Genomic DNA, 23909 nt, shown 5'->3' on the forward strand with positions numbered 1-23909 from the left:
GTGTGACGGCATTGCGGTCATGCGGGGTCAAAAGCGGCGCCTGCCTGATGTCCCGGGGTGATGGCGCAGGGGGCTGCCCAGGACTCGCCGTAAACCCATCCCTGGGGGCTCGATGGGCCCAAACACGGGGCCCAACGTGCTGGTGACCCCCCAGCGCCCTCGCCATCCATGGCGCCAACGGTCCTGGTCAGCCCCCTGCGCCATCACCAGATGATTTCACGCGAGCGCGGGAAGTAACGGCGGGCGGCGAGCAAGTAAAACGAAAACGCCGGGCAGAGCCCGGCGCTTCGCATCCCGTCTGGTGGAGAGCCCCCCTTTGTTAAGGGGGGGCGCGCCAGCGGCGCGGGGGATAGGTGAAATGCGCGGGCAATTCACCGGAGGTGGATCAGTTCTGAGGAACGACGTTCCTCAGAACTGGCCACCGAACGTGAATTGCAGACGTTCGATCTTGTCATCGTCTTCCTTCTTCAGCGGGAAGGCGTAGCTGATCGAGATCGGGCCGACCGGGGCGCGCCACAGCAGGGCCACACCGGTGGACACGCGCAGTTCGTTGGCCTTGAAGTTCTTGGTGCCGTTGTAGACGTTACCGAAGTCGACGAAGGCGGACACGCGTGCCGACGGGCTGTCGAACAGGCGCGGGAAGTAGGCTTCGACCGAACCGACGGTCTTCAGCGAACCACCCAGCGGCTGGCCTTCCGGGTAGCCGTTGGTGACTTCGCGCGGGCCGAGGGTGTTGTCTTCGAAGCCGCGCACCGAGTTGGTACCGCCGGCGTAGAAGTTCTCGAAGAACGGCAGGCCGCTGGCGGTCACCGTACGGGTGGTGCCGTCCGGGTTGGTCAGCGTGCGGGTGTAGTCGTTGCCATAGGCATCGCCGTAGCCCACTTCGGCACGGGTGTTGATCACCAGCGACGGCATGATCGGCCAGTACTTGCTGATCTGGTAGTTCAGCTTGTAGTACTCGATGGTCGAACCCGGCAGCGTGGTTTCCAGGCCGATGCGCTGGTAGGTACCGCGGGTCGGCATGAAGTAGTCGTTGCGCGAGTCGCGCGCCCAGCCCAGCTCGGTGCGCCATGCATGGAACGTGCGCTTACCGACGGCGTTGATGTAGTCGATGATCGACTGCGGGGTCGAGCCCTGGTAGGTGGTGATCTGGTTGCTGTCGATGCCGAACATCAGCGAGACGGTATCGGTCTCGGTGATCGGCACGCCGAACACCACCTGCGCCGAACCATTGGTGCTGTTGTACTGCGCGGTGTTGAAGTCGGAGTAGTCCAATTCGCGCCAGGACAGGTTGTAGCCCAGCGACACGCCGTCATCGGTGAAGTACGGGTTGGTGTAGCTGAAGCCGTAGCGCTGCAGGTAGCTGCTGCGCGAGGCTTCGACCGACACGCGGTTGCCGCCGCCGAGGAAGTTGTTCTGCGACAGCTGCACCGAGGTGGTCATGCCGTAGGACTGCGAGTAGCCCAGGCCGAACACGAAGCTGCCGGACGTGGTTTCCTTGACGTTGTAGACGACGTCGACCTGGTCGTTGCTGCCGCTCACGGCCGGGGTTTCAACGTCCACCGACTCGAAGTAGCCCAGGCGCTGCAGGCGGATCTTGGAGCGGTCGATCGCGGCCTGCGAGTACCAGCTGTTCTCGAACTGGCGCATTTCGCGACGCATCACTTCGTCGGACGTACGCGTGTTGCCACGGAACAGGATGCGACGCACCGATACGCGCGGGCCGGGCACGACCTGCATGTTGATCGCCACGGTCTGCTCGGGGCGGTTGGTGGTCGGGATCGGGTTCACCTTGGCGAACGCGTAGCCGATGTTGGACAGCGAGTTGGTGATGGTGTCCGAGCTGAATTCCAGCAGCGCACGCGAGAACGTGTCGCCGGACTTCTGGATCACCATGCGCTCGACGTCCTCCTGCGGAAGGATCGTGTCGCCGCTGACCTTGATCTCGGAGATCTTGTACTGCGCACCTTCGGTCACGCCGGCGGTGAGGAACATGTCGCGCTTGTCGGGGCTGATCGACACCTGGGTCGAATCAATGCTGAAGTCGACATAGCCGCGGTCGAGGTACCAGGAATTGAGCTTTTCCAGGTCGCCGGACAGCTTTTCCTTGGAGTACTGGTCGTCACGGCGGTACCACGATGCCCAGTTGTGCTCCTTGGACTCCCAGGTCTCCAGGATGTCCTTGCTCTCGAACTTCTCGGTGCCGACCAGGTTGACGTGACGGATCTTGGCCGCCTTGCCTTCCTTGATGGCGATCGCGATGTCCACGCGGTTGCGGTCCAGCGGGCTCACCGTCGGGGTGATCTCGACGTTGTACTTGCCGCGGTCGTTGTACTGGCGGCGCAGTTCCTGGGTCACGCGGTCCAGGCTCAGGCGATCGAAGGTGCCGCCCTCGGTCAGGCCGATGTCGGACAGGCCCTTGAGCAGCTGCTCGGACTTGATGTCCTTGTTGCCGGTCACGGTCAGCTTGTTGATCGCCGGGCGTTCCTTGACGGTCACCACCAGGATGCTGCCCTGGCGGTCCAGCTGCACGTCTTCGAAGAAGCCGGTCTTGTACAGGGCGCGGATGGTCTCGCCGACCTTGTTGTCGGTGACCGTCTCGCCACGCTCCACCGGCAGGTAGGTGAATACCGTGCCCGAGCTGATGCGCTGCAGGCCATCCACGCGGATGTCGCTGACAGTGAAGGGCTCGGCTGCCTGGGCCAGGGCGGGAGCGCCGGTGACGGCGGCGAGGGCGAGGGCCAGCAGGCGGCGATTGGGGAGTCGCGTCATGTCACGTCCGGTAGGAAGGTCGATTTCATTGGTGCGGGATGCCGACGCTGTAGACGGCAACAACGTGGAAAAGTTCATCGCGGGACCAGGCCGAGGATGTCGTTGTAGAACGCCAACCCCATCAGCCCGGCCAGCAACGCCAGGCCGATGTACTGGCCGGCGGCGATGGCACGCTCGCTCAGCGGGCTGCCCTTGACCAACTCGATAAGGTAATACAGCAGGTGGCCGCCGTCCAAGATCGGGATCGGCAACAGGTTGATGATGCACAGGCTGAGTGACAGCAGGGCAAGGAACTGCAGGAACCAGTCCAGGCCGCGTTTGGCCGAGATGTTGGCTACCCGGGCGATGGTGACGGGTCCGGAAACGTTCTGCAGCGAGGCTTTGCCGGTGACGATGCGGCCCATCATGCCCAGCGAATCGGCCGCCAGGCGGCCGGTTTCGCGCACGGCCACGGTGACCGCGTCGAGCGGGCCATAGCGCAGCAGGGTGTCGTAGGGAGGGCTGAACGAGGTCGGGAACTGCACGCCGATCTGCCAGATCGGCTCGCCCTTTGAATCCTTGCCCTGGCGCGGGGTGACTTCCAGCGCCAGGCGCTCGCCGCCCCGCAGGACCTCGATCATGCCCGGGCCGCCGGCGCGGCCCAGCGTCTGGATCTCGCCGATGACCTGGTCGGCGCCGTCGATGCGCTGGCCGTCGATCGCTACGATCAGATCGCCCGGCTGCAGCTGCCCTGCCACCACGGAGTCTGCGGTGAGTGACTCGACCAGCGCCGGTTGCAGCCACGACTGCCAGTACAGGCCAGCCAGGATCGGCACGCGCCGTTCATCGAAGCCGGGGGGCAGCTGCGACAGCGGCAGGCTGCGCACGCGCACCTGGTCGGCCGGGTCCAGCACTTCCAGCTTCACGTCGCGGCGGTCCATCGCGGCGGCGGTCAGCGCCATGCTGGCCTCGCCGAGGGTGACCACCGGGCGCTCGTCCACGCGCAGCACGCGGTCGCCGCTGGTCAGGCCGGCGCTGGCGGCGATGCCGCTGACACGGCCGATGGTCGGCGAATAATCCTGCTTGCCGATCACGAACATCGCCCACAGCAGCAGGATGCACAGCAGCAGGTTGGCGATCGGTCCGGCGGCGACGATGGCGATGCGCTGCCAGACGGTCTTGTGGTTGAAGGCCTGGCCGCGCTCGTGCGGGTGCACTTCGACCTCGCGCTCGTCCAGGAACTTCACATAACCGCCCAGCGGGATGGCGGCGATGGCGAACTCGGTGCCGTGCCTGTCCCGGCGCGACCACAGCGGCCGGCCGAAGCCGACCGAGAAGCGCAGGATCTTGACCCCGCACAGGCGCCCGACCCAGTAATGCCCGAACTCGTGGAACGTGACCAGCAGCCCGAGGCTGACAATCATCCACCAGACCGATCCGATGAAGTCAGTCATGCAGGCTCACAGTGGCGGGCAGGGGCGGCGTCGTCATGCTGGGCGAGGCGGTCGTTCAGGCGGCGTCGATGGCGTTCAGGGTCAGCTGGCGTGCCCGCTGGTCGGCGGACAACAGGACCTCCAGTGTATCGGCTGGCTGGGTCGGCAGTGTTGAAAGAGCGTTAGCAACCAGCTCCGGGATGGTCAGGAAACCGATCCGGCCCTGAAGAAACGCTGAAACCGCCTCTTCATTGGCAGCGTTCAGCACCGCCGGGGCGGTGCCGCCGGCCTGCATCGCCTGCCAGGCCAGGGCCAGGCAGGGGAAGGCGTCGGTGTCCGGGGCCTCGAAATCGAGCCGGCCCTGGGCCAGCAGATCCAGCCCGGATACGCCCGATTCAATGCGTTGTGGCCAGCCCAGGCCAACGGCCAGTGTGGTGCGCATGTCCGGCAGGCCCATCTGCGCCAGGGTTGAGCCGTCCACGAACTCGACCAGCGAGTGGACCAGGCTTTGCGGGTGCACCAGCACTTCGATGCGCTCACCGGGGATGCCGAACAGGTGGTGGGCCTCGATCACTTCCAGGCCCTTGTTCATCAACGTCGCCGAATCGACCGAGATCTTCGGCCCCATCGACCACTTCGGGTGGGCAACGGCCTGGGCCGGGGTGACCTGGGCCAGTTCGGCGCGGCTGCGGCCACGGAACGGGCCGCCGGAGGCGGTCAGCAGGATCCGGCGCACGCCGGCGCCATCCACGCTGGCATCGCGCGAGCGCAGGCACTGGAAGATCGCGCTGTGTTCGCTGTCGATCGGGATGATCTCGGCGCCGGCGCGTTCAGCGGTGCGGGTCAGCAGCTCACCGGCCAGCACCAGCGATTCCTTGTTGGCCAGCAGGATGCGCTTGCCCGCGGCGGCGGCGGCCAGGGTGGAAGACAGCCCGGCCGCACCGACGATGGCGGCGACCACGGTGTCGCAGGCATCGCTGGCGGCCAGCTGGTCCAGCGCGGCATGGCCGGCATGCGCCTCGGTGGCCAGTCCGGCATCGCGCAGGCCATCGCGCAGCTCAGCGAACAGCGATTCGTCGGCGATCACCGCGTGCGCGGGCCGGTGCTGGCGGCACAGTGCCAGCAACGCCTGCACCTGACGACCGGCGGCCAGCACGGTGGCCTGGTAGCGCTGCGGGTGGCGGGCGATCACGTCCAGCGTGGAGGCACCGATCGAGCCGGTGGCGCCGAATACGGCGACCCGGCGCAGGTCTGCGACAGCATTCATGGTCAGAACCCGAAGATTTCCTTGCCGAGTGCGAACACCGGCACTGCAGCCAGGACGCCGTCGACACGGTCGAGTACGCCACCATGGCCCGGAATCAGGTGGCCCGAGTCCTTGGCGCCCGCGTGGCGCTTGATCAGGCTTTCGAACAGATCACCCAGCACCGAGGCGAACACCGCCACCACCGAAGTGATCAGCAGGCCCGGCAGGTGTGCGGTATCGATGCCGGCCAGCCAGCCCAGGCCGACCGCCACGGCGACACCGGCCAGCAGGCCGCCGAACAGGCCTTCCCAGGTCTTGTTGGGGCTGATGCGCGGGGCCAGCTTGTGCTTGCCGAAGTGACGGCCGGCGAAATAGGCGCCCGAATCGGCCGCCCAGACCAGTGCCAGCGCAGCCAGCAGCCACAGGTGGCCCTGCTTGCCCGGCGGATCGCCGCCGGCATGGATCAGCACCAGCGCGGCCCAGGCCGGAACGATGGCCAGCGTACCGGCCAGCATCTTCACGATGCGCGAGGGTGCCGACGGCTGCGCGCCGAAATTGAAGAAGCGCAGCCAGACCAGCGCCGCCAACCACCAGGCAACACCGGCCAATGTGGTGATCTGGAACAGCACCAGCGTGCTGCCATCGGCCCACACCAGCAGCACCATCAGCAGCAGGTTCAGTACCAGCAGCACGGTGCGCGCCAGGGTGTCTTCGATGCCGGCCAGCTTCAGCCACTCCCACAGGCCGATCAGCAGCACCGCAGCGGCCGCCGCTGCCAGCCATTGGGTCGGCAGCAGCAGGATCGCGGCAATGGCGACCGGCGCCATGATCAGCGCGGCAAGGACTCGGGTCTTGGTCATGGGCTGGAAGTCTCGGTGGCCAGTGCGGCGATCTGGGCGCTGGTCAGGCCGAAACGACGCTCACGGCTGCCGTAGGCGTCCAGCGCCTGCTGCAGCAGGGCGGGATCGAAGTCTGGCCACAGTGCCTCGGTGAACCACAGCTCGGTGTACGCCAGCTGCCACAGCAGGAAGTTGCTGATGCGGGTGTCGCCACCGGTGCGGATGAACAGGTCCGGTGGCGGCAGGTCGGCCAGGGCGACCTGGCTGCCCAGCAGCGATTCGTCGATCTGTTCGGGCAGCAGGCGGCCGGCGGCGACTTCAGCGGCCAGCGCGCGCGCGGCACGGGCGATGTCCTGGCGGCCACCGTAGCTGGCGGCGATCGACAGGGTCAGGGTGGTGTTGTCTGCGGTGCGCTGCTCGGCCAGCTGCATGCGGCTGACCAGCCCGGCACCGAAGCGTTCGCGCTCGCCGATGAAGCGCACGCGCACGCCACGCCGATGCAGCTCGTCCACTTCGCGGTCGAGCGCGCCGAGGAACAGCTTCATCAACGCATCGACTTCTTCCTGCGGCCGGCCCCAGTTCTCGCTGGAAAACGCGAACAGGGTCAGCGCCGGAATGCCCAGCTCAAGGCAGCGCTCGATGGTGCGGTTGACCGCACGCGCGCCGGCCCGGTGGCCGATCACGCGCGGACGACGGCGCTGCTGTGCCCAGCGTCCATTGCCATCCATGATGATGGCAATGTGGCGGGGCAGGGCGGCCGGCAATGGAGGCGGGACTGAAGGCATCGACTTCAGACCGACAGCAGTTCTTTTTCCTTGTCGGCGACGACCTTGTCGACGTCCTTGATGTTGGCGTCGGTCAGCTTCTGGATGTCGTCTTCGCCACGCTTCTTCTCGTCTTCGCTGATCGCCTTGTCCTTGACCAGCTTGGCGATTTCCTTGTTCGCGTCCTGACGGATGTTGCGGATCGCGATCTTGGCGCCTTCGCCTTCCTTCTGCACCTGCTTGGCCAGCTCCTTGCGGCGCTCTTCGGTCGGCGGCGGCATGTTGATGCGGATCGCGGTGCCCAGGGTATTCGGGGTGAACTCGGCGTTGTAGAGACCCTTTTCGATCTCCTTGATCATGCTCTTGTCGAACGGCGTGACCAGCAGCGAGTGGGCGTCGGCGTTGGAGATCGACGCGACCTGGTTCAGCGGGGTGCTGGCGTTGCCATAGGCGCTGACCGTGACGCGGTCCAGCAGGGCCGGGGTGGCGCGGCCGGTGCGGATCGAGGTGAGGGTGTGCTTCAGAGCGTCGATGCTCTTGGCCATGCGCGTCTGCGCGTTGTTCTTGATGTCGTTGAGCATCGCCCGGTCCTGGGTGTAACTGGAATCGGGCGATTATAGGCGAATACGGGACGCTGCCGGGCCTGAATCGGCCCGGTTGTCGCCTGGGACTCAGGCTCAGGCCGGGTCGCGGCCCTGGACCAGGGTGCCGATGTTCGCGCCGTTGAGGATCTTCAGCAGCTCGCCCGGCTGGCCCATGTCGAACACGCGCATCGGCAGGTCGCTGTCGCGGGCCAGTGCGAAGGCGGCGGTATCCATCACTTCCAGGCCGCGACGGATCACTTCGTCGTAGCTCAGGCTGTCGAAGCGGACCGCGTCGCTGTGCTTGTTCGGGTCCTTGTCGTACACGCCATCGACCTTGGTGGCCTTCAGCAGCAGGTCGGCACCGATCTCGATCGCACGCAGCGCGGCGCCGGAGTCGGTGGTGAAGAACGGGCTGCCGACGCCGGCGGCGAAAATCACCAGGCGGCCCTTTTCCAGGTGGCGGATGGCGCGGCGGCGGATGTAGTCCTCGCACACGTCGTTGATCTTGATCGCGCTCATCACGCGGGCCTTGGCGCCCAGCTTTTCCAGAGCGTCCTGCATGGCCAGGGCATTGATGACCGTGGCCAGCATGCCCATCTGGTCGCCGGTGACCCGGTCCATGCCGCCAGCGGCCAGGCCGGCGCCGCGGAAGATGTTGCCGCCGCCGATCACCAGCGCCACTTCGGCACCGGCCTGCTGGGCTTCGATGACCTCACGGGCCAGGCGATTGATGATCTTCGGGTCGATGCCGTAGTCCTCATCTCCCATCAGCGCCTCCCCGGACAGTTTCAGAAGGATGCGGCGATAGGCGAGCTTGGACATAGGGACCTCGGGTGCGTGGAAATCGCGGGCGATTCTACGCGCATGCGGCGTTGGGCCAAAGTGTTTTGTGCACTGCGGCGCGAAATCCTGCCGTCCGCCCCGCTCACGCGGGGCGTCCCGTTCAGCCCAGCTCGGCGCCGGCGGTGGCTGAAAGCTCGTCGTGGCCGAGGGCGCCGGGGGAGCGGGCGATCACCCGGTTGCGGCCCAGGTTCTTCGAGCGGTACAGCACATCGTCGGCTGCGCGCAGCAGGTCCTGCACGTCGGCAAAGCGTTCGTAGCCGCCCTGGGTGGCCACGCCGGCGGAGAAGGTGACGAACAGCGGGCCTTCCTCCAGCTCGGCCATCGGCGTGGCGACGATGTTGGCCAGCACACGCCGGATCACGTCCAGCGCCACCGATTCACTGGTGTTGGGCAGCAGCGCGACGAATTCCTCGCCACCGAAGCGGGCCACGGTGTCGCTGTTGCGCAGCTGGCCCTGCAGCTTGCCGGCAAAGGCGCGCAGCACCTCGTCGCCGGTCAGGTGGCCGTGGGCATCATTGATTTTCTTGAAGTCGTCCAGGTCGATGAAGGCCACCGACAGCGGCCAGCCCTGGCGCCCGGCGCGCAGGAACTCCTGTTCCAGCACCGCCTCCAGCTGGCGGCGGTTGAGCACGCCGGTCAGGGCGTCGCGGTGGGCCTGGTCGGCCAAGCGCTTGGCCCGCGCCTCGAATTCGTCGGCGCGGCGGCGTGCCTGATCGGCATCCTGCAGCTCGCGCAGGTTGCGCAGGGTGGCCAGTTCCTGCGCGTGGTCGATCAGCTCACGGACCCGCGAGGGCGAGTTCAGGCCGGCCTCGAACAGGCTGGCGATATCCGGAAGGGCATCGCTGATGCGGGTCAGCACCTGATCGAAACGGGCGCTGTCGAGCTCCAGCCGGTCATGCACCTGGTGCAGAGCGCGTTCGCGGGCGGCATCGGCGTCTTCGTCCAGCCAGATGTCGGCAACAGCGCCGGACAGCTGCACGCAGGCCTGGAACGGCGAATCGGCAGCGTCGTCGTCCTCGCTGTGGCTGATGCTTTCCACCAGGTAGCGCGGCAGGCCCCACTGTTCGGCCACCCAGGCGCCGACATCGGCGTGGCTGCAGCCCAGTTCCTCGCGCTCGCGTGCGACCAGATCGGTATTGTCACGGGCTTCGCGCAGCAGTGGCAGGTAGCGCTCCGATTCGGCCTGGGCCAGGCACAGCACGCCCAGGTCCTGCAGCAGCCCGGCCAGCATCAGTTCCTCCAGCCGGCGCAGGCCGCGTGCCTGGCCCAGCTGGCTGGCGGCCAGGGCGCTGAGAATGCTGCGCTTCCACGCGCGCTGGCGCAGGTCGTGGTCGGCACCGCCGCCACCGGTCAGGCCCTGGGTGACGGTGAAGCCGAGGGCGAGGCTGATCGTGGCATTCAGGCCGAGCATGGTCAGCGCCTGGCCGAGGTTCTCGATGCGGCGGCGGCTGGCGTACAGCGGTGAATTGGCGATGCGCAGCATGCGAGCGCTCAGCGCCATGTCGATGGCGATGATGTCGGCGGCGGTGGCGATGTCCGCTTCCGGGTCCTGGGCCAGCTCGATGATGCGCAGGGCAATACCGGGTGGCGAGGGCAGGTTGCGGCAGAGCGCCAGGGCAGCTGTCAGCTCGGGAGGCATGTCGGGTCGTTCAATTCCATTGGGACAAGAATACCTAGGAATGCATCACAGTCCGCGATTTTCGTTCCTGCTATGTGACTGTGGATTCCCTGCGCCGAGTATCGGCTTGATTCGCGCGCAACGCAAAGGTGCCGGTTGTGCGCACCAACGGTGCGCACCCGCCGATGGGGCATGGGTTCATCCCTTGGCCCATACATAAAAAAAGAGCCGCGGTTTCCCGCGGCTCCTTCTGATCGCTTCACAGCCGGAAGGCTGGAATCAGACCTGCATCGCCTTGGCAACTTCAGCGGCGTAGTCTTCCACCACCTTCTCGATGCCTTCGCCGACGATCAGCAGCTTGAAGCCCGCCACGTCGGCGCCAGCGGCCTTGACCACCTGCTCGACGGTGGTGTCGCCCAGCACGTAGGTCTGGCCGTACAGGGTCACGTCGCTGACGATCTTGTTGATCTTGCCGCTGATGATCTTTTCCAGGATCTCGGCCGGCTTGGCCTTGTCCTTTTCGGACATCTTGGCCAGCTCGATTTCCTTTTCCTTCTCGACGAACTCGGCCGGGACGTCCGCAGCCTTGTTGTGCGGCGGCTTCAGGGCTGCCACGTGCATGGCCAGGCCACGGGCCAGCTCGACGTCGCCGCCGACCAGGTCGACCAGCACGCCAACCTTGCCGTTGGTGTGGACGTAGGCGCCGATGGTGTTGTTGCCATCAACCTTCACCATGCGACGGATCTGGATGTTTTCACCCAGGGTCTGCACGGCGGTGGCGCGGGCTTCTTCAACGGTGCGGCCATCGGCCAGCTTGGCAGCCTTCACGGCTTCGACATCGTTGGCGCCCGATGCCAGGGCGGCAGCGGCGACGGCATTGACGAAGGACTTGAAGTTGTCATCGTTGGCGACGAAGTCGGTTTCCGAGTTGACTTCGACCAGCACGGCCTTGCCGCCATCCTGGGCCAGGCCCAGACGGCCTTCGGCGGCCACGCGGTCAGCCTTCTTGTCGGCCTTGGCAGCGCCGGACTTGCGCATGGCTTCAGCAGCAGCGTTGATGTCGCCGTTGGCTTCGGTGAGAGCCTTCTTGCATTCCATCATGCCGGCGCCGGTGCGCTCGCGCAGTTCCTTGACCAGGGAAGCAGTGATTTCCACGGGATTACCTCACGAAAGAAAGGGGTTGGGCCGGCATGGTGGCCGGCCCGTGTGACACGGTCCTGTCACGCGCCAAAGGCTGCGCGCAGGGAGGGTGGACGCCGGGCGTCCACCCCGGGGCCTGGATCAGGCCTGGGCGTCGTCGCCCTTCTTGGCAGCCTTCTTGGCCGGAGCGCGGCGGGCCGGCTTCTCTTCGCCTTCAGCAGCGGCTTCGGCGAACTCTTCCTCACGCACCGAAGCAGCGTGCGGCGCAGCAGCCTTGCCTTCCAGCACGGCGTCGGCAGCGGCGCGGGCGTACAGCTGCACAGCGCGGATGGCGTCGTCGTTGCCCGGGATGGCGTAGTCCACCAGTTCCGGGTTGTAGTTGGTGTCGACCACGGCGATGACCGGGATGCCCAGCTTCTTGGCTTCCTTGATCGCGATGTCTTCGTGGCCGATGTCGATCACGAAGATGGCGTCCGGCAGACGGTTCATGTCCTTGATGCCGCCCAGCGAGGCTTCCAGCTTGTCGCGCTCGCGACGCAGGCCCAGCACTTCGTGCTTGACCAGCTTCTCGAAGGTGCCGTCGGTTTCACCGGCTTCCAGTTCCTTCAGGCGGGCAACCGACTGCTTGACGGTACGGAAGTTGGTCAGGGTGCCGCCCAGCCAACGCTGGTTCATGAACGGCATGCCACAACGCTCGGCTTCTTCCTTGATGGTTTCGCGGGCGCTGCGCTTGGTGCCCAGGAACAGGACGGTGCCGCGCTTCTGGGCAACCGACGAGATGAAGTTCATCGCATCGTTGAACAGCGGGACGGTCTTTTCCAGGTTGATGATGTGGATCTTGCCGCGGGCGCCGAAGATGTACGGAGCCATCTTCGGGTTCCAGTAGCGGGTCTGGTGGCCGAAGTGGACGCCGGCTTCCAGCATCTGACGCATGGTGACCTGGGGCATTGCAATACTCCTGATATGGAACCGGCGATTCCGCCCGCGGGATAGGTATGCGGGACGCGTGGAAGCGCGGATGGTTCCGGGGTTGGGCTTCCCTGTTGCCTCCGTGGCCGAACTCCTTGCGGAGCACCCCGGCACGGATGGGGGCAGCAGGTGTGGATTCACCGGTGACGTCCGGTGTGGACGGTCTCCCGCGCACGCAGGCGGCAGGAATCCGGTCGATTATAGCCCGCTGGGAGCGCTCGCTGCAATTGCCGGGTCCGGCGCGGTCAGAGCGACCACGCGGCCGTCCTGCAGCCGGGCCTGGAAATGGCCACCGGCATAGCCGTCGGCATGGACGGGGAGGGCCCAGCGGCGTTCCCGGCCCGCCAGCAGGTAGCCGGCAAGTCCCGGCAGCAGCAGGGTGCGGCGTCCATCGCCGGCGACGAACGCAAGATCGTGCAGGCGCGCGTGTACGGTACCTGCGTTGCGCAGTCGCAGAAGAGGCTGCGACGTGCCGGGCTCGATCCCGGCATGCAGGTCCGGCCGCGCCAGGGGCGCCGCATGCCCCCGGAACAAGGGCAGCGAGTAGCGTGGCAGGCCCGGTCCGCTGGGGCTCAGGATCACCCGGTAGGCCTGCTCGACGGCAACGGGCGACGTCTCCCGAGGCAGCAGCCAGATGCGTTGACGGGTGCCGGGAGGGAGGTCGAGCCGGGCGGGGCTGGCCAGGATCTGGTCGCTGGGCCGCAGCTTTTCCGCATCGACCTGCTGTTCCCAGGCCAGGATCCGAACCTCGCCCTGCCAGCGGCCGGGCCCGGGGTTGTACAGCCACAGCTCGCCGTGCCCCCCTTCGGCGGGCAGCTGCAGGGTGGTGGGCACCAGGTCCAGCGCCGCAGCGGGCAGTGCCAGCAGCAGTGCCAGCAGGCTCAGCAGGATGCGCATCAGTAGATGAGGGTCACGGCAGGCGCCGCGTCGTCGCTGTCGGCCGGCGGCGCGAGGTCGCGGATCTGTTGCGGAAGCTCGGGCGCGTCGCTGCGCCGGTGCGGTGCCGCGCATCGGGTGTTGCCGGCATCACCGCTGCAGCCCTCGACCACGGTCAGCCGGATCTGCAGGGAGGTGCTGCCGGGATCGGCCCACGCGGGCGTACTGGCGACCAGCATCGCCCCGATCAGAAGTGCGCGAACCACCTGCCATCCACCGTACTGTAGGACCCGTTGCGCGGTATCGGCCGGATCGGCCGAATCTGTAGGCTCGACTGCCAGTCGACTGGTCCTGGCGCAGGAGGGATGCGCGCATCCACGCACGGCGTGGATCTACCGGAACCCACCCCGGTGGGTGCCGACGATTCCAAACCCACCCCGGTGGGTGCCGACGATTCCAAACCCACCCCGGTGGGTGCCGACGATTCCAATCCATCCCGGTGGATGCCGACCGTTGGTCGGCACACAGGTCAGTAAGTGATCGTCACCTGCACCAGATCGTTGTAGGTACCGGCCGGGGGTTGGCCGGTGACCGGCGGCACCCGGCCATGGATGGTCAGCTGCTGCGCGCTGCCACTTCCGGTGCCGCCAACGGTATCGACATTGAGGGTATTGCCCCAGCGCAGGCTGCGCGCGGCGTCGCGGTACAGCTCATAGGGGAGGTAGTAGGTGCCGCTGCCAATGGTGGTGGCCATGCGCCGGGTGGTGGAGGCGGCGGGGTTGTTCTGGCCGTTGTTGAGGCTGATCTGGTAGGCGGTGTTCTTCAGGCAGGTCAGCGTGAGCGTGGCGGTCCGGTCGATGTTGGCGGGAATGCTGCCGGTGACGTTGCCGAAGTCCATGTTGGTGGTGACGTAGCTGCCGCATTGCGGCAGCACGTTGGCAGTGGCAGTGAAGCTGAAGGCCGCACTGGCGCTGTTGGTGCCGGTTGCGCCGCCGTTGCAGGCGGCCGGCACGGTGGCGTTGCCGAGCAGGACTTCATTCCAGGCCCAGGTGAGCACCACGTTGGCGCCACTGAAGGTGCTGCTGTAAGCACCCGAAGCGAGGATCTGGTTGGCGGGGATCTGCGCGAACAGCTGCACGGACTGCGCACCGCTGCCGCCGGTCAGCAGCGGCACGTTGTAGCTCATGGTCAGTTCCTGCGCCGGCGGCGTGCCGCGTGGCACCAGGCCGGTGACCTGGCCGTAGCTGGCGTTGTTGTAGAGCTGGAAATTCATGGTGTCGCTGGTGGAAGTGGACATCGTGCGGAAGGTGGAGCTGCTGCCGCCGCCACTGCCTGCGCCGATCCCCACGCAGACGCGGACGCCGGTGGTGGCCAGCAGGCTCAGTGCGGCGGTGGTGCAGGTCACCGTGATGTTCAGCGTCGCCGCCGTAGGGCCGGGAGCGTTGCTGTTGATGTTGCCGAACGGCAGGGTCGGGTTCGCGGTTGCCGTGCAGACCGCTGTCGCCTGGGCCGGTAGTGCCGCGAGCAGGCCGGCGAACAGCAGCATGCCGAGCAGCAGCACTCTCATGGCGCCACCTCCGGGATGCACGGCAGCGGTGCCGGCTTCGGCCGGGCGCCGGACGCCACTACCTTGGGCTGCTCGGGTACCTTCACCCGGCACTGGCCGCGGCTGGTGGTGATGTACAGCACGCTGCCGGCAGCGACGTCTTCCAGATACAGCAGGCCGTCATAGCCCACCGTGGCCTGGCGTCCGCCGGGCAACTGCACTTCGCTGCCCACTTCCAGCGGCTGCCCGTCCATGCTCTGCAGCGTCAGGCTCAGAGAGGGCCGCGAGCGCAACTGGAATGTCACGTGGGTCCCAGCGCGCTGGCGCGGCGTCACCCAGTCCTCGATGCGGTCGGCACGCATGTCCTCGGGCAGGTCCAGGGTGTCGATCGAGACCCGGTTGCGCTGCCAGGACAGCAGCGGGCTGACCAGCAACAGGCCACGATCATCGGTGACGCCGATCAGGCGGTTCTCCAGCCGCACCGGCACGCCACCGACACCATTGGTGCTGATCACCGCGAATGCATCGGAGACCTCGCGGGTGGCGAACGCGTGCCCGCCCATCCAGACCAGGCTGCCACTGGCGCTGCCGTAGGCATAGTTGAGCCCGCCCTGGCGCGAGGCGCCGAAGGAGTAGCGGCCGACGTCATTGAGGATGCCGACTTCGGCCAGGCCGCCACTGCCGTCCTCGCCGTGGCGCACCTGCGCGCGCCAACCGATGCCGCCTGCACTGCCATCACCGGGCACCGGCTGGGTGACGTCGGCCACCCACGTCTGGCTGTCGCCATTGCGCTGGCTGGACAGGCTGGCCTGGCGGTTGTTGCCCAGGCTGGCCGTCACCGACAGATAGATGCTGCGGTCATCACTCTGGTCCAGGTTCTGGTTCACCGAGAGGTAGGCTGACCAGCGCTGGCTCCAGGTACGCGACCAGAACAGGCTGGCGTAGCGGTTGTCTTCGCCATCGGGGTAGCGCAGGCGCAGGTAGCTGGCGCTGAGCGTGCCCAGCCGCAGCAGGTCGGCGCCGACCGTGGCCTGTTCGCTGATGCTGGGTGGCAGGTTGCCCTGCAGTGCGCCCAGGTCGCGGTAATCACCATGGCTGCGCACGGTGCGCAGATTGACGTTGAGTCGGCGGTTGTTCCAGCTGTAGCCCAGTGCCCATTGCCCGCCCTGCAGGCCGTGATAGTCACTGTGCGCATAGGCGGCGTTGAACACGCCCGCGCCACCCAGCAGCCACCAGCCGCCGATGCCGGCCTGGGCCAGGCCACCACCACCTTCGGCATGCGCTTCGCCGGTGAACGTGTCACTGATGCCACCGCGCCAGCTGGCACTGGCCACGGTGCGGTCGTCGTAGGCGAAGGAGCGTTGGCCGAAGTCCTCGCGCAGTTGGCCAACACCGACCGACCAGTCCGACAGGCCCTTGGCCAGCAGTTGCTGGGTGCCATAGAAGCTGAAATCCAGGGTCTGCATGCGGCCGAACGCATCGGTCACCACCACCTGTGCGCTGCCGGTGCCGCTGATCCCCGGCTGTGCGGCCAGCTGGAACGGGCCGACCGGGACCTGGCCGCTGTACTGGCGCAGGCCATCGACGTACAGCTCGACCGTGGACGGCACCACCGCCTGGCCGAGGAAACTGGGCGTGGGGGTCAGCACGCGATAGGGCTGCAGGCCGTAGTTGCGACCGATCTGCAGGCCACCCAGGCGCACCGGACGGGTCCAGTCGACGAAGCCGCTGTAGAAATCGCCGACCTCCAGCGTCATCGCCTGGTCGGGGAAATCCAGGCTCCAGCGCGTATCCAGGCGCACGCTCTCCCCTCGCCAGCGACGGTCGCCAGGCTGCTGGTAGCGCCTGCTGACCGCGGTGTTTTCGAAGGTGCCGTTGCCGACGCCGAACAGGCGCAGTTCGGAGCTCAGGCTGAGGTTGCCCAGCGTATCCACCCGGCTGCCATACACGTCGTAGTTGAGCAGCAGTCCGGGTGAGGCACTGCCTGCGGGCGCGCGTGTCTGCGGGCGGCTGAGCACGGTGGTTGGCAGGGTCAGCTGGTCCAGTGGCACGTCCAGCGCCAGGGTCTGCAGGCGTGCGTCATAGCGCACCACCGCGCCGCTGATCTGGTCCAGGTACACCGGTGCATCGCCGTGGGCGTTGAAGCCGAGCTGGCGCAGTACGTCGGGGCTGGCCTGCAGGCGGCCACGGTTCTCGATGAAAGGCAGCAGTCCGCGTGGGGTGCTGTTGAGCGAAACGTCCAGGTACAGCGTCTGGTTGGCGGTCAACGGTGTGGGCGGTGGCAGCATCGCATCGGCGGAGATGCCTGATACATCGGCGGTGGCGGTAGCCGCTGCACCGGACACATCGGCGGCTTGGGTCGCCGCAGGAGCCAGGGCAGCAAGCAGCGCGCCCATCAACGCCTCAGCGAGCCGATGGGGGCGACAGCGGCGTCTGTTCCGACTCGCCATTGAGCTTGGCCGTGATCTGGTCGTTGTCGCGGTCGATCGCCGTGCGCTCGATCGGCCAGCGCATCACCTGCCCGGGCAGCACGTAACCCAGCAGTCCGGGATGCACGATGCGTGGGCGCGTGGGGCTGCCCAGCGCAAGATCGGCGATCTGCGCATAGCTGTTGCCTGCGTTGGCCACCTCGACGCCGTTGCGGCCATCGGGCAACTGCACCAGGCGGGCCTGCAGCTGCGGCGCAAGCTTGCCGGCGGCGGGCTGCACGAACACCGGTATCGAATAGCGCAGCACGAACTGCATGCCGTCGGCGCGGGTGGCCAGGTCGGGCACCTCGTCGACAATCAGCCTGTAGTACTGCTGTGCCGGCGGTGGCGTCCTGTCCGGACGCATCACCCGGACCAGCTGCTGCTGCCCGGCAGCCAGTTCCTGCATCGGCGGGGTGACCACCAGTTCATCGGTGGGCAGCAGTTGCTCCTGGCCGTCCTGCTGCACCCAGCGGAACACCCGAACCTGCAGCTTCACCGGCGAGGTGCCACTGTTGGTCAGCCAAAGCTCGCCGGCACGCTGGCGCGCTTCCAGCTGCAGGCTGGTCGGGGCGACCTGCAGGCTGGTGGCTTCGACCGGGGCGGCGAATACCAGGCTCAGGACGAGCAGCGCCACGCCGGTGGCGCGCCACGGGCGGGGTCCGGCCATGCGGGCGTGCTCCATCAATAGGTGATCGTGGCGGTAACCGTATCCAGGTAGTTGCCGGTCGCCGGGTTGTTGGTGCTCAGGTTCAGGATCTGGCCGTAGACGATGTAGGGCACGGCCAGGCCGGTGCCGATGCCAGCCTGGGTGTTGGTGCCGGAGGTGGCACCCCAGACCAGGGTGTGCGCGGCGTCCTGGTAGAGCTGGTAGCCGACGTAGTTGTTGGCGGTCACCGCGGCGTTGGTGTTCTTCATCCGGCGAGTGGTGACGTCATTGGCGGTGCTGGCATTGGCACCCGCATTCAGTGAAATCGTGTACGGGGTCAGTGCCGAGCACTGGGCGGTCACCGTGCCCTGACCCAGGGTGGGGGTCGCGGTGGTCGAGGCCGCCGTGCCGAAGTCAACGTTGGTGGCGGCAGCAGCCGTGATCGTGCAGGCCTTGGTCACCACCAGGGTGACATTGAAGGTGGTGGTGTCTGCGGCCAGGGCCGGGCCGGACAGCAGGACCCCGGCCAGGGCCCAGGCAAGCGGGGAACGAAGCGCGGATCGCATGGACAACCTCCCTGACCCGAAGGTCCGTTGAACAAGGCGAAGGCGGCACGTTCGGCACCGCTTCGGCGACGGTGACCCCAGCTTAGGTGGCGTAAGTGTCTGTATTCCGTGATAAACAGTGAGGCGAAAGGGTGGCGACGATCACGCTTTCACTTTCCTTGCCGGAACCGTGCATGGCCCGGATCGCCAGTTGGGTGGCGTTCGTTCAGATTGCGGCCGGATCGGCGATAATGGGGGCCATGAGCGTGAATCTGAAAACCCCGCAGGAAATCGAGATGATGCGAATCGCCGGCCGCATGGCCAGCGAAGTGCTCGACATCGTCACCCCCCACGTCAAGCCCGGTGTCACCACCGAGGAACTGGACCGCATCTGCCACGACCACATCGTGAACGTGCAGGGCGCCGTTCCGGCCAACGTCGGCTACCGCGGCTTCCCGAAGACCGTGTGCACCTCGGTCAACAACGTCATCTGCCATGGCATCCCCAGCGAAGGGAAGGTGCTCAAGGATGGCGACATCATCAACATCGACGTCACCGTCATCAAGGATGGCTGGCACGGCGACACCAGCCGCATGTACTTCGTCGGCACCCCGTCGGTGATGGCCCGCCGCCTGGTGGAAACCACCTACGAAGCCATGTGGCGCGGCATCCGCGCGGTGCGTCCGGGCGCGACCCTGGGCGACATTGGCCATGCCATCCAGAGCTATGCCGAAGGCGAGCGTTTCAGCGTGGTGCGCGAGTACTGCGGCCACGGCATCGGCAAGGTCTACCACGATGAACCGCAGGTGGTGCATTACGGCCGCCCGGGCCAGGGCCTGGTGCTGCAGCCTGGCATGACCTTCACCATCGAGCCGATGATCAACGAGGGCACCCGCTACAACAAGGTGCTGCCGGATGGCTGGACCGTGGTGACCAAGGACCGCAAGCTGTCGGCACAGTGGGAGCACATGATCGCGGTCACCGAGACCGGCGTGGACGTGCTGACCCTGTCGCCGGGCGAGTCGCAGGTCTCCTGAGGATGCTGCCGGCGAGTTCGCTGCTGGACACGCCGGCCGCGTCGCTCAACGACCCGGACTGGGCTGCTGCCGCGCGCCAAGCGCTGCAGCAGGCCGACGCGCGCCTGTACCGCCGCTTCGACCAGGGCGACAACATCGAGCGCCTGCTGGCGCTGCGGGCGCGCGCTGCCGACCATCTGATCCGCCTGGCCTGGCAGCGCTGCCTGCCGGCCGACAGTGGCCTTTCACTGTTCGCGGTGGGTGGGTACGGACGCGGTGAACTGTTCCCGCGTTCGGACATCGACCTGCTGGTGTTCGGCGATCCGCCGGCACAGCTGGCCCATGAGGCGGCACTGGCGCGCCTGTTCGCGCTGCTGTGGGACTGCGGATTGGCCGTCAGCCATGCGGTGCGTTCTTCATCGCAGTGCCGCGAGGCGGCAGCGGACCAGACCGTGCTGACCGCGCTGATCGAGGCGCGCCCGATCCTGGCCGATGATGTGGCGCGCCGCGCGCTGCGCGAGGCCGTCGACGATCGTGAACTGTGGCCGGCGCGCACCTTCTTCCTGGCCAAGCTGGAAGAGCTGCGCAACCGACACCAGCGCTTCGGCGACACCGCCGACAACCTGGAGCCGGATCTGAAGGATGGCCCCGGTGGGCTGCGCGATCTCAACACGCTGGGCTGGATGGCACTGCGTGCGTTCGGTGTGCGTGACCTGGAGGCGCTGGTCGGGCTCGGCCATCTGGGCGCTGACGAAGCCGCAGCGCTGAAGCGCGAACGTGCGGTGCTGGCGCGGCTGCGCTTTGGCCTGCATCTGGTCGCGCGTCGCCCGGAAGAGCGCCTGCGTTTTGATTACCAGAAGACCCTGGCGGCACGCCTGGGCTTTGAAGACGATGCCGAGAATCTCGGTGTCGAGAAGATGATGCAGGGGTTCTACCGTGCTGCACTGGTGGTGCGCCGGATCAGCGACCGCCTGCTGCAGCGCTTCGAGGAGCAGTTCGACGGCGAGGCGCAGCCGGAGCCGTTGACCGTGGGTTTTTCCCTGCGCCGTGGTTACCTGGCGGCCAACGAAGCCGACTGGCCGCGCGGCGACATCGGCCAGGTGTTCGCGCTGTTCGCCAGCTGGGCCAACAATCCGCAGGTGCGCGGCCTGCATTCGCTGACCGCGCGTGCGCTGGCCGAAGCGCTGCCACTGCTGCCGGCCTACGACCAGGCTGATGCCGATGCACGCGAGCAGTTCCTGGCGCTGCTGCGCGGCCAGCGCCCGGTCGATACGCTCTCGCGCATGGCGCGGCTGGGCGTGCTTGGCCAGTGGATTCCCGCGTTCGCCCAGGTCAGCGGGCGCATGCAGTTCGACCTGTTCCATGTCTACACCGTCGACCAGCACACGCTGATGGTCCTGCGCAACATCGGCCTGTTTGCCAGCAGCCGTGCCGACGAGCGCTTCTCGATCGCGCACGAAGTGTGGCCGCGCCTGCGCAAGCCCGAGCTGCTGCTGCTGGCCGGCCTGTTCCATGACATCGCCAAGGGCCGTGGCGGCGACCATTCGGAACTGGGCGCGGTGGACGCGCGCGCGTTCTGCCAGGCGCATGCGCTGAGCACGTCCGACACCGAACTGGTGGCGTGGCTGGTCGAACAGCACCTGCGCATGTCGGTGACCGCGCAGAAGCAGGACATCGCCGACCCGGAGGTGATCCATCGCTTTGCCACCCTGGTCGGCAGCCGCGACCGCCTGGACTACCTGTACCTGCTGACCTGCGCCGATATCGCCGGCACCAGCCCGAAGCTGTGGAACGCCTGGAAGGACCGCCTGCTGGCCGACCTGTACTTCGCCACCCGGCGCGCGCTGCGCGAGGGGCTGGAACACCCGGTGCCGGCGGCCGAGCGCGTGGCCGAAGCGCGTGACAGCGTGCGCGCGCTGGTGCGCGAGCGGGGTTACGACGATGCCACCATCGATCGCCAGTTCGCGGTGATGCCCGACGAAGGCTTCATCCGCCTGCGCCCGGAGCAGCTGGCCTGGCAGGCTGCCGCGCTGGTGCCGGTGAAGCAGGGCCAGGCGCTGGTGAAGGTACGCCGGATCAGTGTCGACGATCCCGCGCTGGAAGTCTTCGTGCATTCGCCGGACCGCGACGGCCTGTTCGCCGCGATCGTGATGACGCTGGACCGCAAGGGCTACGGCATCCACCGCGCACGCGTGCTGGACGGTCCGGCCGATACCATCTTCGATACCTTCGAAGTGAACCCGGCCGATACCTTCGCCGATGGCAGCAGTGCCAACCTGGAAGCGGCGCTGCGCGACGCACTCAGTGGTGACCTGTCGCGCCTGCGGCCGTCACGCCGGGTGGTGCCACGGCAGCTGCGGCACTTCCGCTTCGCCCCGCGCATCGAATTCCGCGATGAGCCGGGCGCAACCCGTTTCGCCCTGGTCGCCCCCGACCGCCCCGGCCTGCTGGCCGATGTGGCGTTCGTGCTGCGCAATCAGGGCCTGCGCGTGCATGATGCGCGCATTGCCACGTTCGGCGAACGCGCCGAAGACACCTTCGTGATCAGTGACGAGCACGACCTCCCCCTGACTGAACCTGCCCGGCAGCAGCTGCATGACGCGATGCTGGCCTGCCTGGACCCTGATCGAAACGCCGGAGACCCCGCCTGATGGCCACCAAGCCCGCCAAGAAGACCGCCGCGACCCCCAAGAGCGCAGCGGCCCGGAAACCTGCTGCTGCCGCACCGGCCGCGAAGAAGACCCCAGCGCCGAAGAAGGCCGCTGCGGTGACGGCCCCGGCGAAGAAAGCGGCTGCGGTGAAGCGTGCTGTGAAGAAGCCGGCGCCGGCCAAGAGTGCCGAAGCGGTTCGCGCCGAAACCATTGCCCGCAAGTCGCTGCGCAAGCCGTCGGCCCCGGGCGTGGAAGAGCTGAAGTTCGGCATCGAGAGTGCCTTCGAGCGCCGCGCTACCTTGACCCTGCACGAGCTGGAAGGCTCGACCAAGCCGCTGGTCAACCGCGTGATTGACGGCCTGGAGAGCGGTGAGTTCCGTGTTGCCGAGCCGGACGGTCAGGGTGGCTGGAAGGTCAACGAGTGGCTGAAGAAGGCCGTGCTGTTGTACTTCCGTGTCAATGACATGGCCGTGGTCGACGCCCGTCCGGCGCCGTTCTGGGACAAGGTCGAATCGCGCTTCGCCGGCTATGACGAGGCGAAGTTCCGCCGTGGTGGCGTGCGCGTGGTGCCGGGCGCGATCGCCCGCCGCGGCACCTACTTCGGCAAGGACGTGGTGCTGATGCCGAGCTTCACCAACATCGGCGCCTACGTCGGCGAAGGCACCATGGTCGATACCTGGGCCACCGTCGGCTCCTGCGCGCAGATCGGCCAGCACTGCCATCTGTCCGGCGGCGCCGGTATCGGTGGCGTGCTGGAACCGCTGCAGGCCAGCCCGACCATCATCGAGGACCACTGCTTCATCGGTGCGCGCTCGGAAGTGGTGGAAGGCGTGGTGGTCGGCCACCACAGCGTGATCGGCATGGGCGTGTTCCTCAGCCAGAGCACCCGCATCTACAACCGTGCCACCGGCGAAATCACCTACGGTTACATCCCGCCGTACAGCGTGGTGGTGTCCGGCTCGCTGCCGAGCAAGGACGGTACCCATTCGCTGTACTGCGCGGTGATCGTCAAGCAGGTTGATGCCAAGACCCGCAGCAAGACCAGCGTCAACGACCTGCTGCGCGGCCTGGCCGACTGAAGGTGACTGCGCCGGAGGATCTGGCGCAGTCCGCGATCTACCGGCATCCGTCCGACACCCTGGTCGGGCGGATGCTGCCGCGCCTGCTGCACGCCCCGCGCTGGACCGGGCTGCGCCGCGCACTGTCGCGGCGCTGGCCGATGCCGGCGCTGGTCAGTGACGTGCGCGACGTGGTCTACGTGAGCTGGTGGGTCGACGTGTGCCACGCACCAACGCCGCCACCGGGCCATCATTACGTGGTCCATGCCGGACGTACGCCTTACACCATCCTCAGCTACCGTCACGGCCACTTCGGGCCGGCGTTGATCGGGACGCTGCGTTCCCTGATGCCGTCGCCACGGCAGAGCAACTGGCGCTGGTACCTGCGTCGTGACGACGATCCGGACGGGACGCCGGTGGTGCTGTTTGATCGCAACGTGATGGACCAGCTGGCCTTCGTCGCCGGCGCGCGCGTTTTCAGCGATGCCATGCAGCCGCATCTGTCCACACGCTTCGAGCATGTGGTGCGCACCGATGGCGATGGGCACACCCTGATCGAAGGCGGGCAGGGCAGTGCGCCGAGGTTGCACCTGCAGTGGCAGGCCGCTGCAGGCTGGGAGGATGCGGCGGCGTGGTCGGCGGCCTTGGACGGCCACCAGGCCCTGCTGCGTTTCCTCACCTGCCAGGACGAGGCCATCGCCCGTACCTGCGACGGCCGCTGGGCCAGCACCCGCATCGCGCTGCCGGTGGAGATCGACAGCCTGCAGCCCCTGCGCCTGATCGGTGAGCAGCAGTGTCCGCGGCTGCAGGCGATGGACTTGGCGCTGCAGGAAGGGCTGGCCTTCCGGCTGCCACGGGTGCCGTTCCGGGTCGTGTCCGAGCGCCTGTTGTGAGATTCTGGCCCTCTGTTTTC

The 23909-nt window shown here is 67.2% G+C and carries 20 protein-coding genes; 4 read left to right on the plus strand and 16 right to left on the minus strand.

Annotated features, from left to right (window positions below; translation table 11 throughout):
* Positions 1 to 408: 408 nt before the first annotated feature.
* From bamA to V3B48_RS02395, 16 genes are all read right to left on the minus strand, one after another.
* Complete coding sequence (gene bamA, locus V3B48_RS02320) at positions 409 to 2772, minus strand: outer membrane protein assembly factor BamA (RefSeq protein ID WP_049436473.1); 2364 nt, start codon at positions 2770 to 2772, stop codon at positions 409 to 411.
* Between the two features lie 74 nt (positions 2773 to 2846).
* Positions 2847 to 4205 carry an RIP metalloprotease RseP gene (gene rseP, locus V3B48_RS02325; protein WP_032127946.1) on the minus strand — a complete coding sequence of 453 codons (1359 nt, stop codon included), beginning with the start codon at positions 4203 to 4205 and terminating at the stop codon, positions 2847 to 2849.
* Between the two features lie 55 nt (positions 4206 to 4260).
* The gene (locus V3B48_RS02330) at positions 4261 to 5451 is read right to left on the minus strand and encodes a 1-deoxy-D-xylulose-5-phosphate reductoisomerase (RefSeq protein ID WP_049399539.1); all 1191 of its coding nucleotides are present in this window, start codon (positions 5449 to 5451) and stop codon (positions 4261 to 4263) included.
* Positions 5452 to 5453: 2 nt separating this feature from the next.
* Entirely contained in the window at positions 5454 to 6290 is an 837-nt protein-coding gene (locus tag V3B48_RS02335; RefSeq protein WP_010486331.1) for a phosphatidate cytidylyltransferase, read from the minus strand.
* Entirely contained in the window at positions 6287 to 7054 is a 768-nt protein-coding gene (gene uppS, locus V3B48_RS02340; RefSeq protein WP_032127943.1) for a polyprenyl diphosphate synthase, read from the minus strand. Before uppS ends, V3B48_RS02335 begins: the two co-directional genes overlap by 4 nt.
* 5 nt (positions 7055 to 7059) lie before the next feature.
* Complete coding sequence (frr, locus tag V3B48_RS02345) at positions 7060 to 7614, minus strand: ribosome recycling factor (RefSeq protein ID WP_014036506.1); 555 nt, start codon at positions 7612 to 7614, stop codon at positions 7060 to 7062.
* 96 nt (positions 7615 to 7710) lie between these two features.
* Entirely contained in the window at positions 7711 to 8439 is a 729-nt protein-coding gene (gene pyrH / locus V3B48_RS02350) for a UMP kinase (RefSeq protein WP_005415854.1), read from the minus strand.
* A gap of 121 nt (positions 8440 to 8560) precedes the next feature.
* Positions 8561 to 10099, minus strand: a complete 1539-nt coding sequence (locus tag V3B48_RS02355) for a GGDEF domain-containing protein (protein WP_132809702.1) — start codon at positions 10097 to 10099, stop codon at positions 8561 to 8563.
* Positions 10100 to 10357: 258 nt separating this feature from the next.
* Positions 10358 to 11233, minus strand: coding sequence for a translation elongation factor Ts (gene tsf, locus V3B48_RS02360; protein ID WP_032127939.1), 876 nt, complete (start codon positions 11231 to 11233; stop codon positions 10358 to 10360).
* A 126-nt stretch (positions 11234 to 11359) separates the two neighbouring features.
* Positions 11360 to 12166, minus strand: coding sequence for a 30S ribosomal protein S2 (gene rpsB / locus V3B48_RS02365; RefSeq protein ID WP_005408748.1), 807 nt, complete (start codon positions 12164 to 12166; stop codon positions 11360 to 11362).
* A gap of 219 nt (positions 12167 to 12385) precedes the next feature.
* A complete protein-coding gene (locus V3B48_RS02370; protein ID WP_329893083.1) occupies positions 12386 to 13084 on the minus strand; it encodes a molecular chaperone in 699 nt (232 codons plus the stop codon).
* Positions 13084 to 13302, minus strand: a complete 219-nt coding sequence (locus tag V3B48_RS02375) for a hypothetical protein (protein WP_329893126.1) — start codon at positions 13300 to 13302, stop codon at positions 13084 to 13086. The genes V3B48_RS02370 and V3B48_RS02375 overlap by 1 nt, the downstream gene beginning before the upstream one ends.
* A 290-nt stretch (positions 13303 to 13592) precedes the next feature.
* On the minus strand, positions 13593 to 14630 hold the full coding sequence (locus tag V3B48_RS02380; protein ID WP_329893084.1) for a spore coat U domain-containing protein: 1038 nt from the start codon (positions 14628 to 14630) through the stop codon (positions 13593 to 13595).
* The gene (locus V3B48_RS02385; RefSeq protein ID WP_329893085.1) at positions 14627 to 17005 is read right to left on the minus strand and encodes a fimbria/pilus outer membrane usher protein; all 2379 of its coding nucleotides are present in this window, start codon (positions 17003 to 17005) and stop codon (positions 14627 to 14629) included. The genes V3B48_RS02380 and V3B48_RS02385 overlap by 4 nt, the downstream gene beginning before the upstream one ends.
* 7 nt (positions 17006 to 17012) lie before the next feature.
* Positions 17013 to 17762 carry a molecular chaperone gene (locus V3B48_RS02390; protein WP_049399527.1) on the minus strand — a complete coding sequence of 250 codons (750 nt, stop codon included), beginning with the start codon at positions 17760 to 17762 and terminating at the stop codon, positions 17013 to 17015.
* Positions 17762 to 18292, minus strand: coding sequence for a spore coat U domain-containing protein (locus V3B48_RS02395; RefSeq protein WP_032127934.1), 531 nt, complete (start codon positions 18290 to 18292; stop codon positions 17762 to 17764). The genes V3B48_RS02390 and V3B48_RS02395 overlap by 1 nt, the downstream gene beginning before the upstream one ends.
* A gap of 173 nt (positions 18293 to 18465) precedes the next feature.
* Here V3B48_RS02395 and map point away from each other — a divergent pair, with 173 nt between their 5' ends.
* Genes map through V3B48_RS02415 form a run of 4 tightly spaced genes read left to right on the plus strand, consistent with a single transcriptional unit; the run spans position 18466 to position 23889 of the window.
* Positions 18466 to 19308 carry a type I methionyl aminopeptidase gene (gene map, locus V3B48_RS02400; RefSeq protein WP_080291753.1) on the plus strand — a complete coding sequence of 281 codons (843 nt, stop codon included), beginning with the start codon at positions 18466 to 18468 and terminating at the stop codon, positions 19306 to 19308.
* A gap of 2 nt (positions 19309 to 19310) precedes the next feature.
* On the plus strand, positions 19311 to 21938 hold the full coding sequence (locus tag V3B48_RS02405) for a [protein-PII] uridylyltransferase (protein ID WP_032127932.1): 2628 nt from the start codon (positions 19311 to 19313) through the stop codon (positions 21936 to 21938).
* Positions 21938 to 23017, plus strand: coding sequence for a 2,3,4,5-tetrahydropyridine-2,6-dicarboxylate N-succinyltransferase (gene dapD / locus V3B48_RS02410; protein WP_032127931.1), 1080 nt, complete (start codon positions 21938 to 21940; stop codon positions 23015 to 23017). Before V3B48_RS02405 ends, dapD begins: the two co-directional genes overlap by 1 nt.
* Before the next feature lie 2 nt (positions 23018 to 23019).
* On the plus strand, positions 23020 to 23889 hold the full coding sequence (locus V3B48_RS02415; RefSeq protein WP_329893087.1) for a hypothetical protein: 870 nt from the start codon (positions 23020 to 23022) through the stop codon (positions 23887 to 23889).
* Positions 23890 to 23909 lie beyond the last annotated feature (20 nt).

Source organism: Stenotrophomonas sp. SMYL20 (assembly GCF_036320045.1).
In the GTDB taxonomy this organism is placed as follows: domain Bacteria; phylum Pseudomonadota; class Gammaproteobacteria; order Xanthomonadales; family Xanthomonadaceae; genus Stenotrophomonas; species Stenotrophomonas maltophilia_A.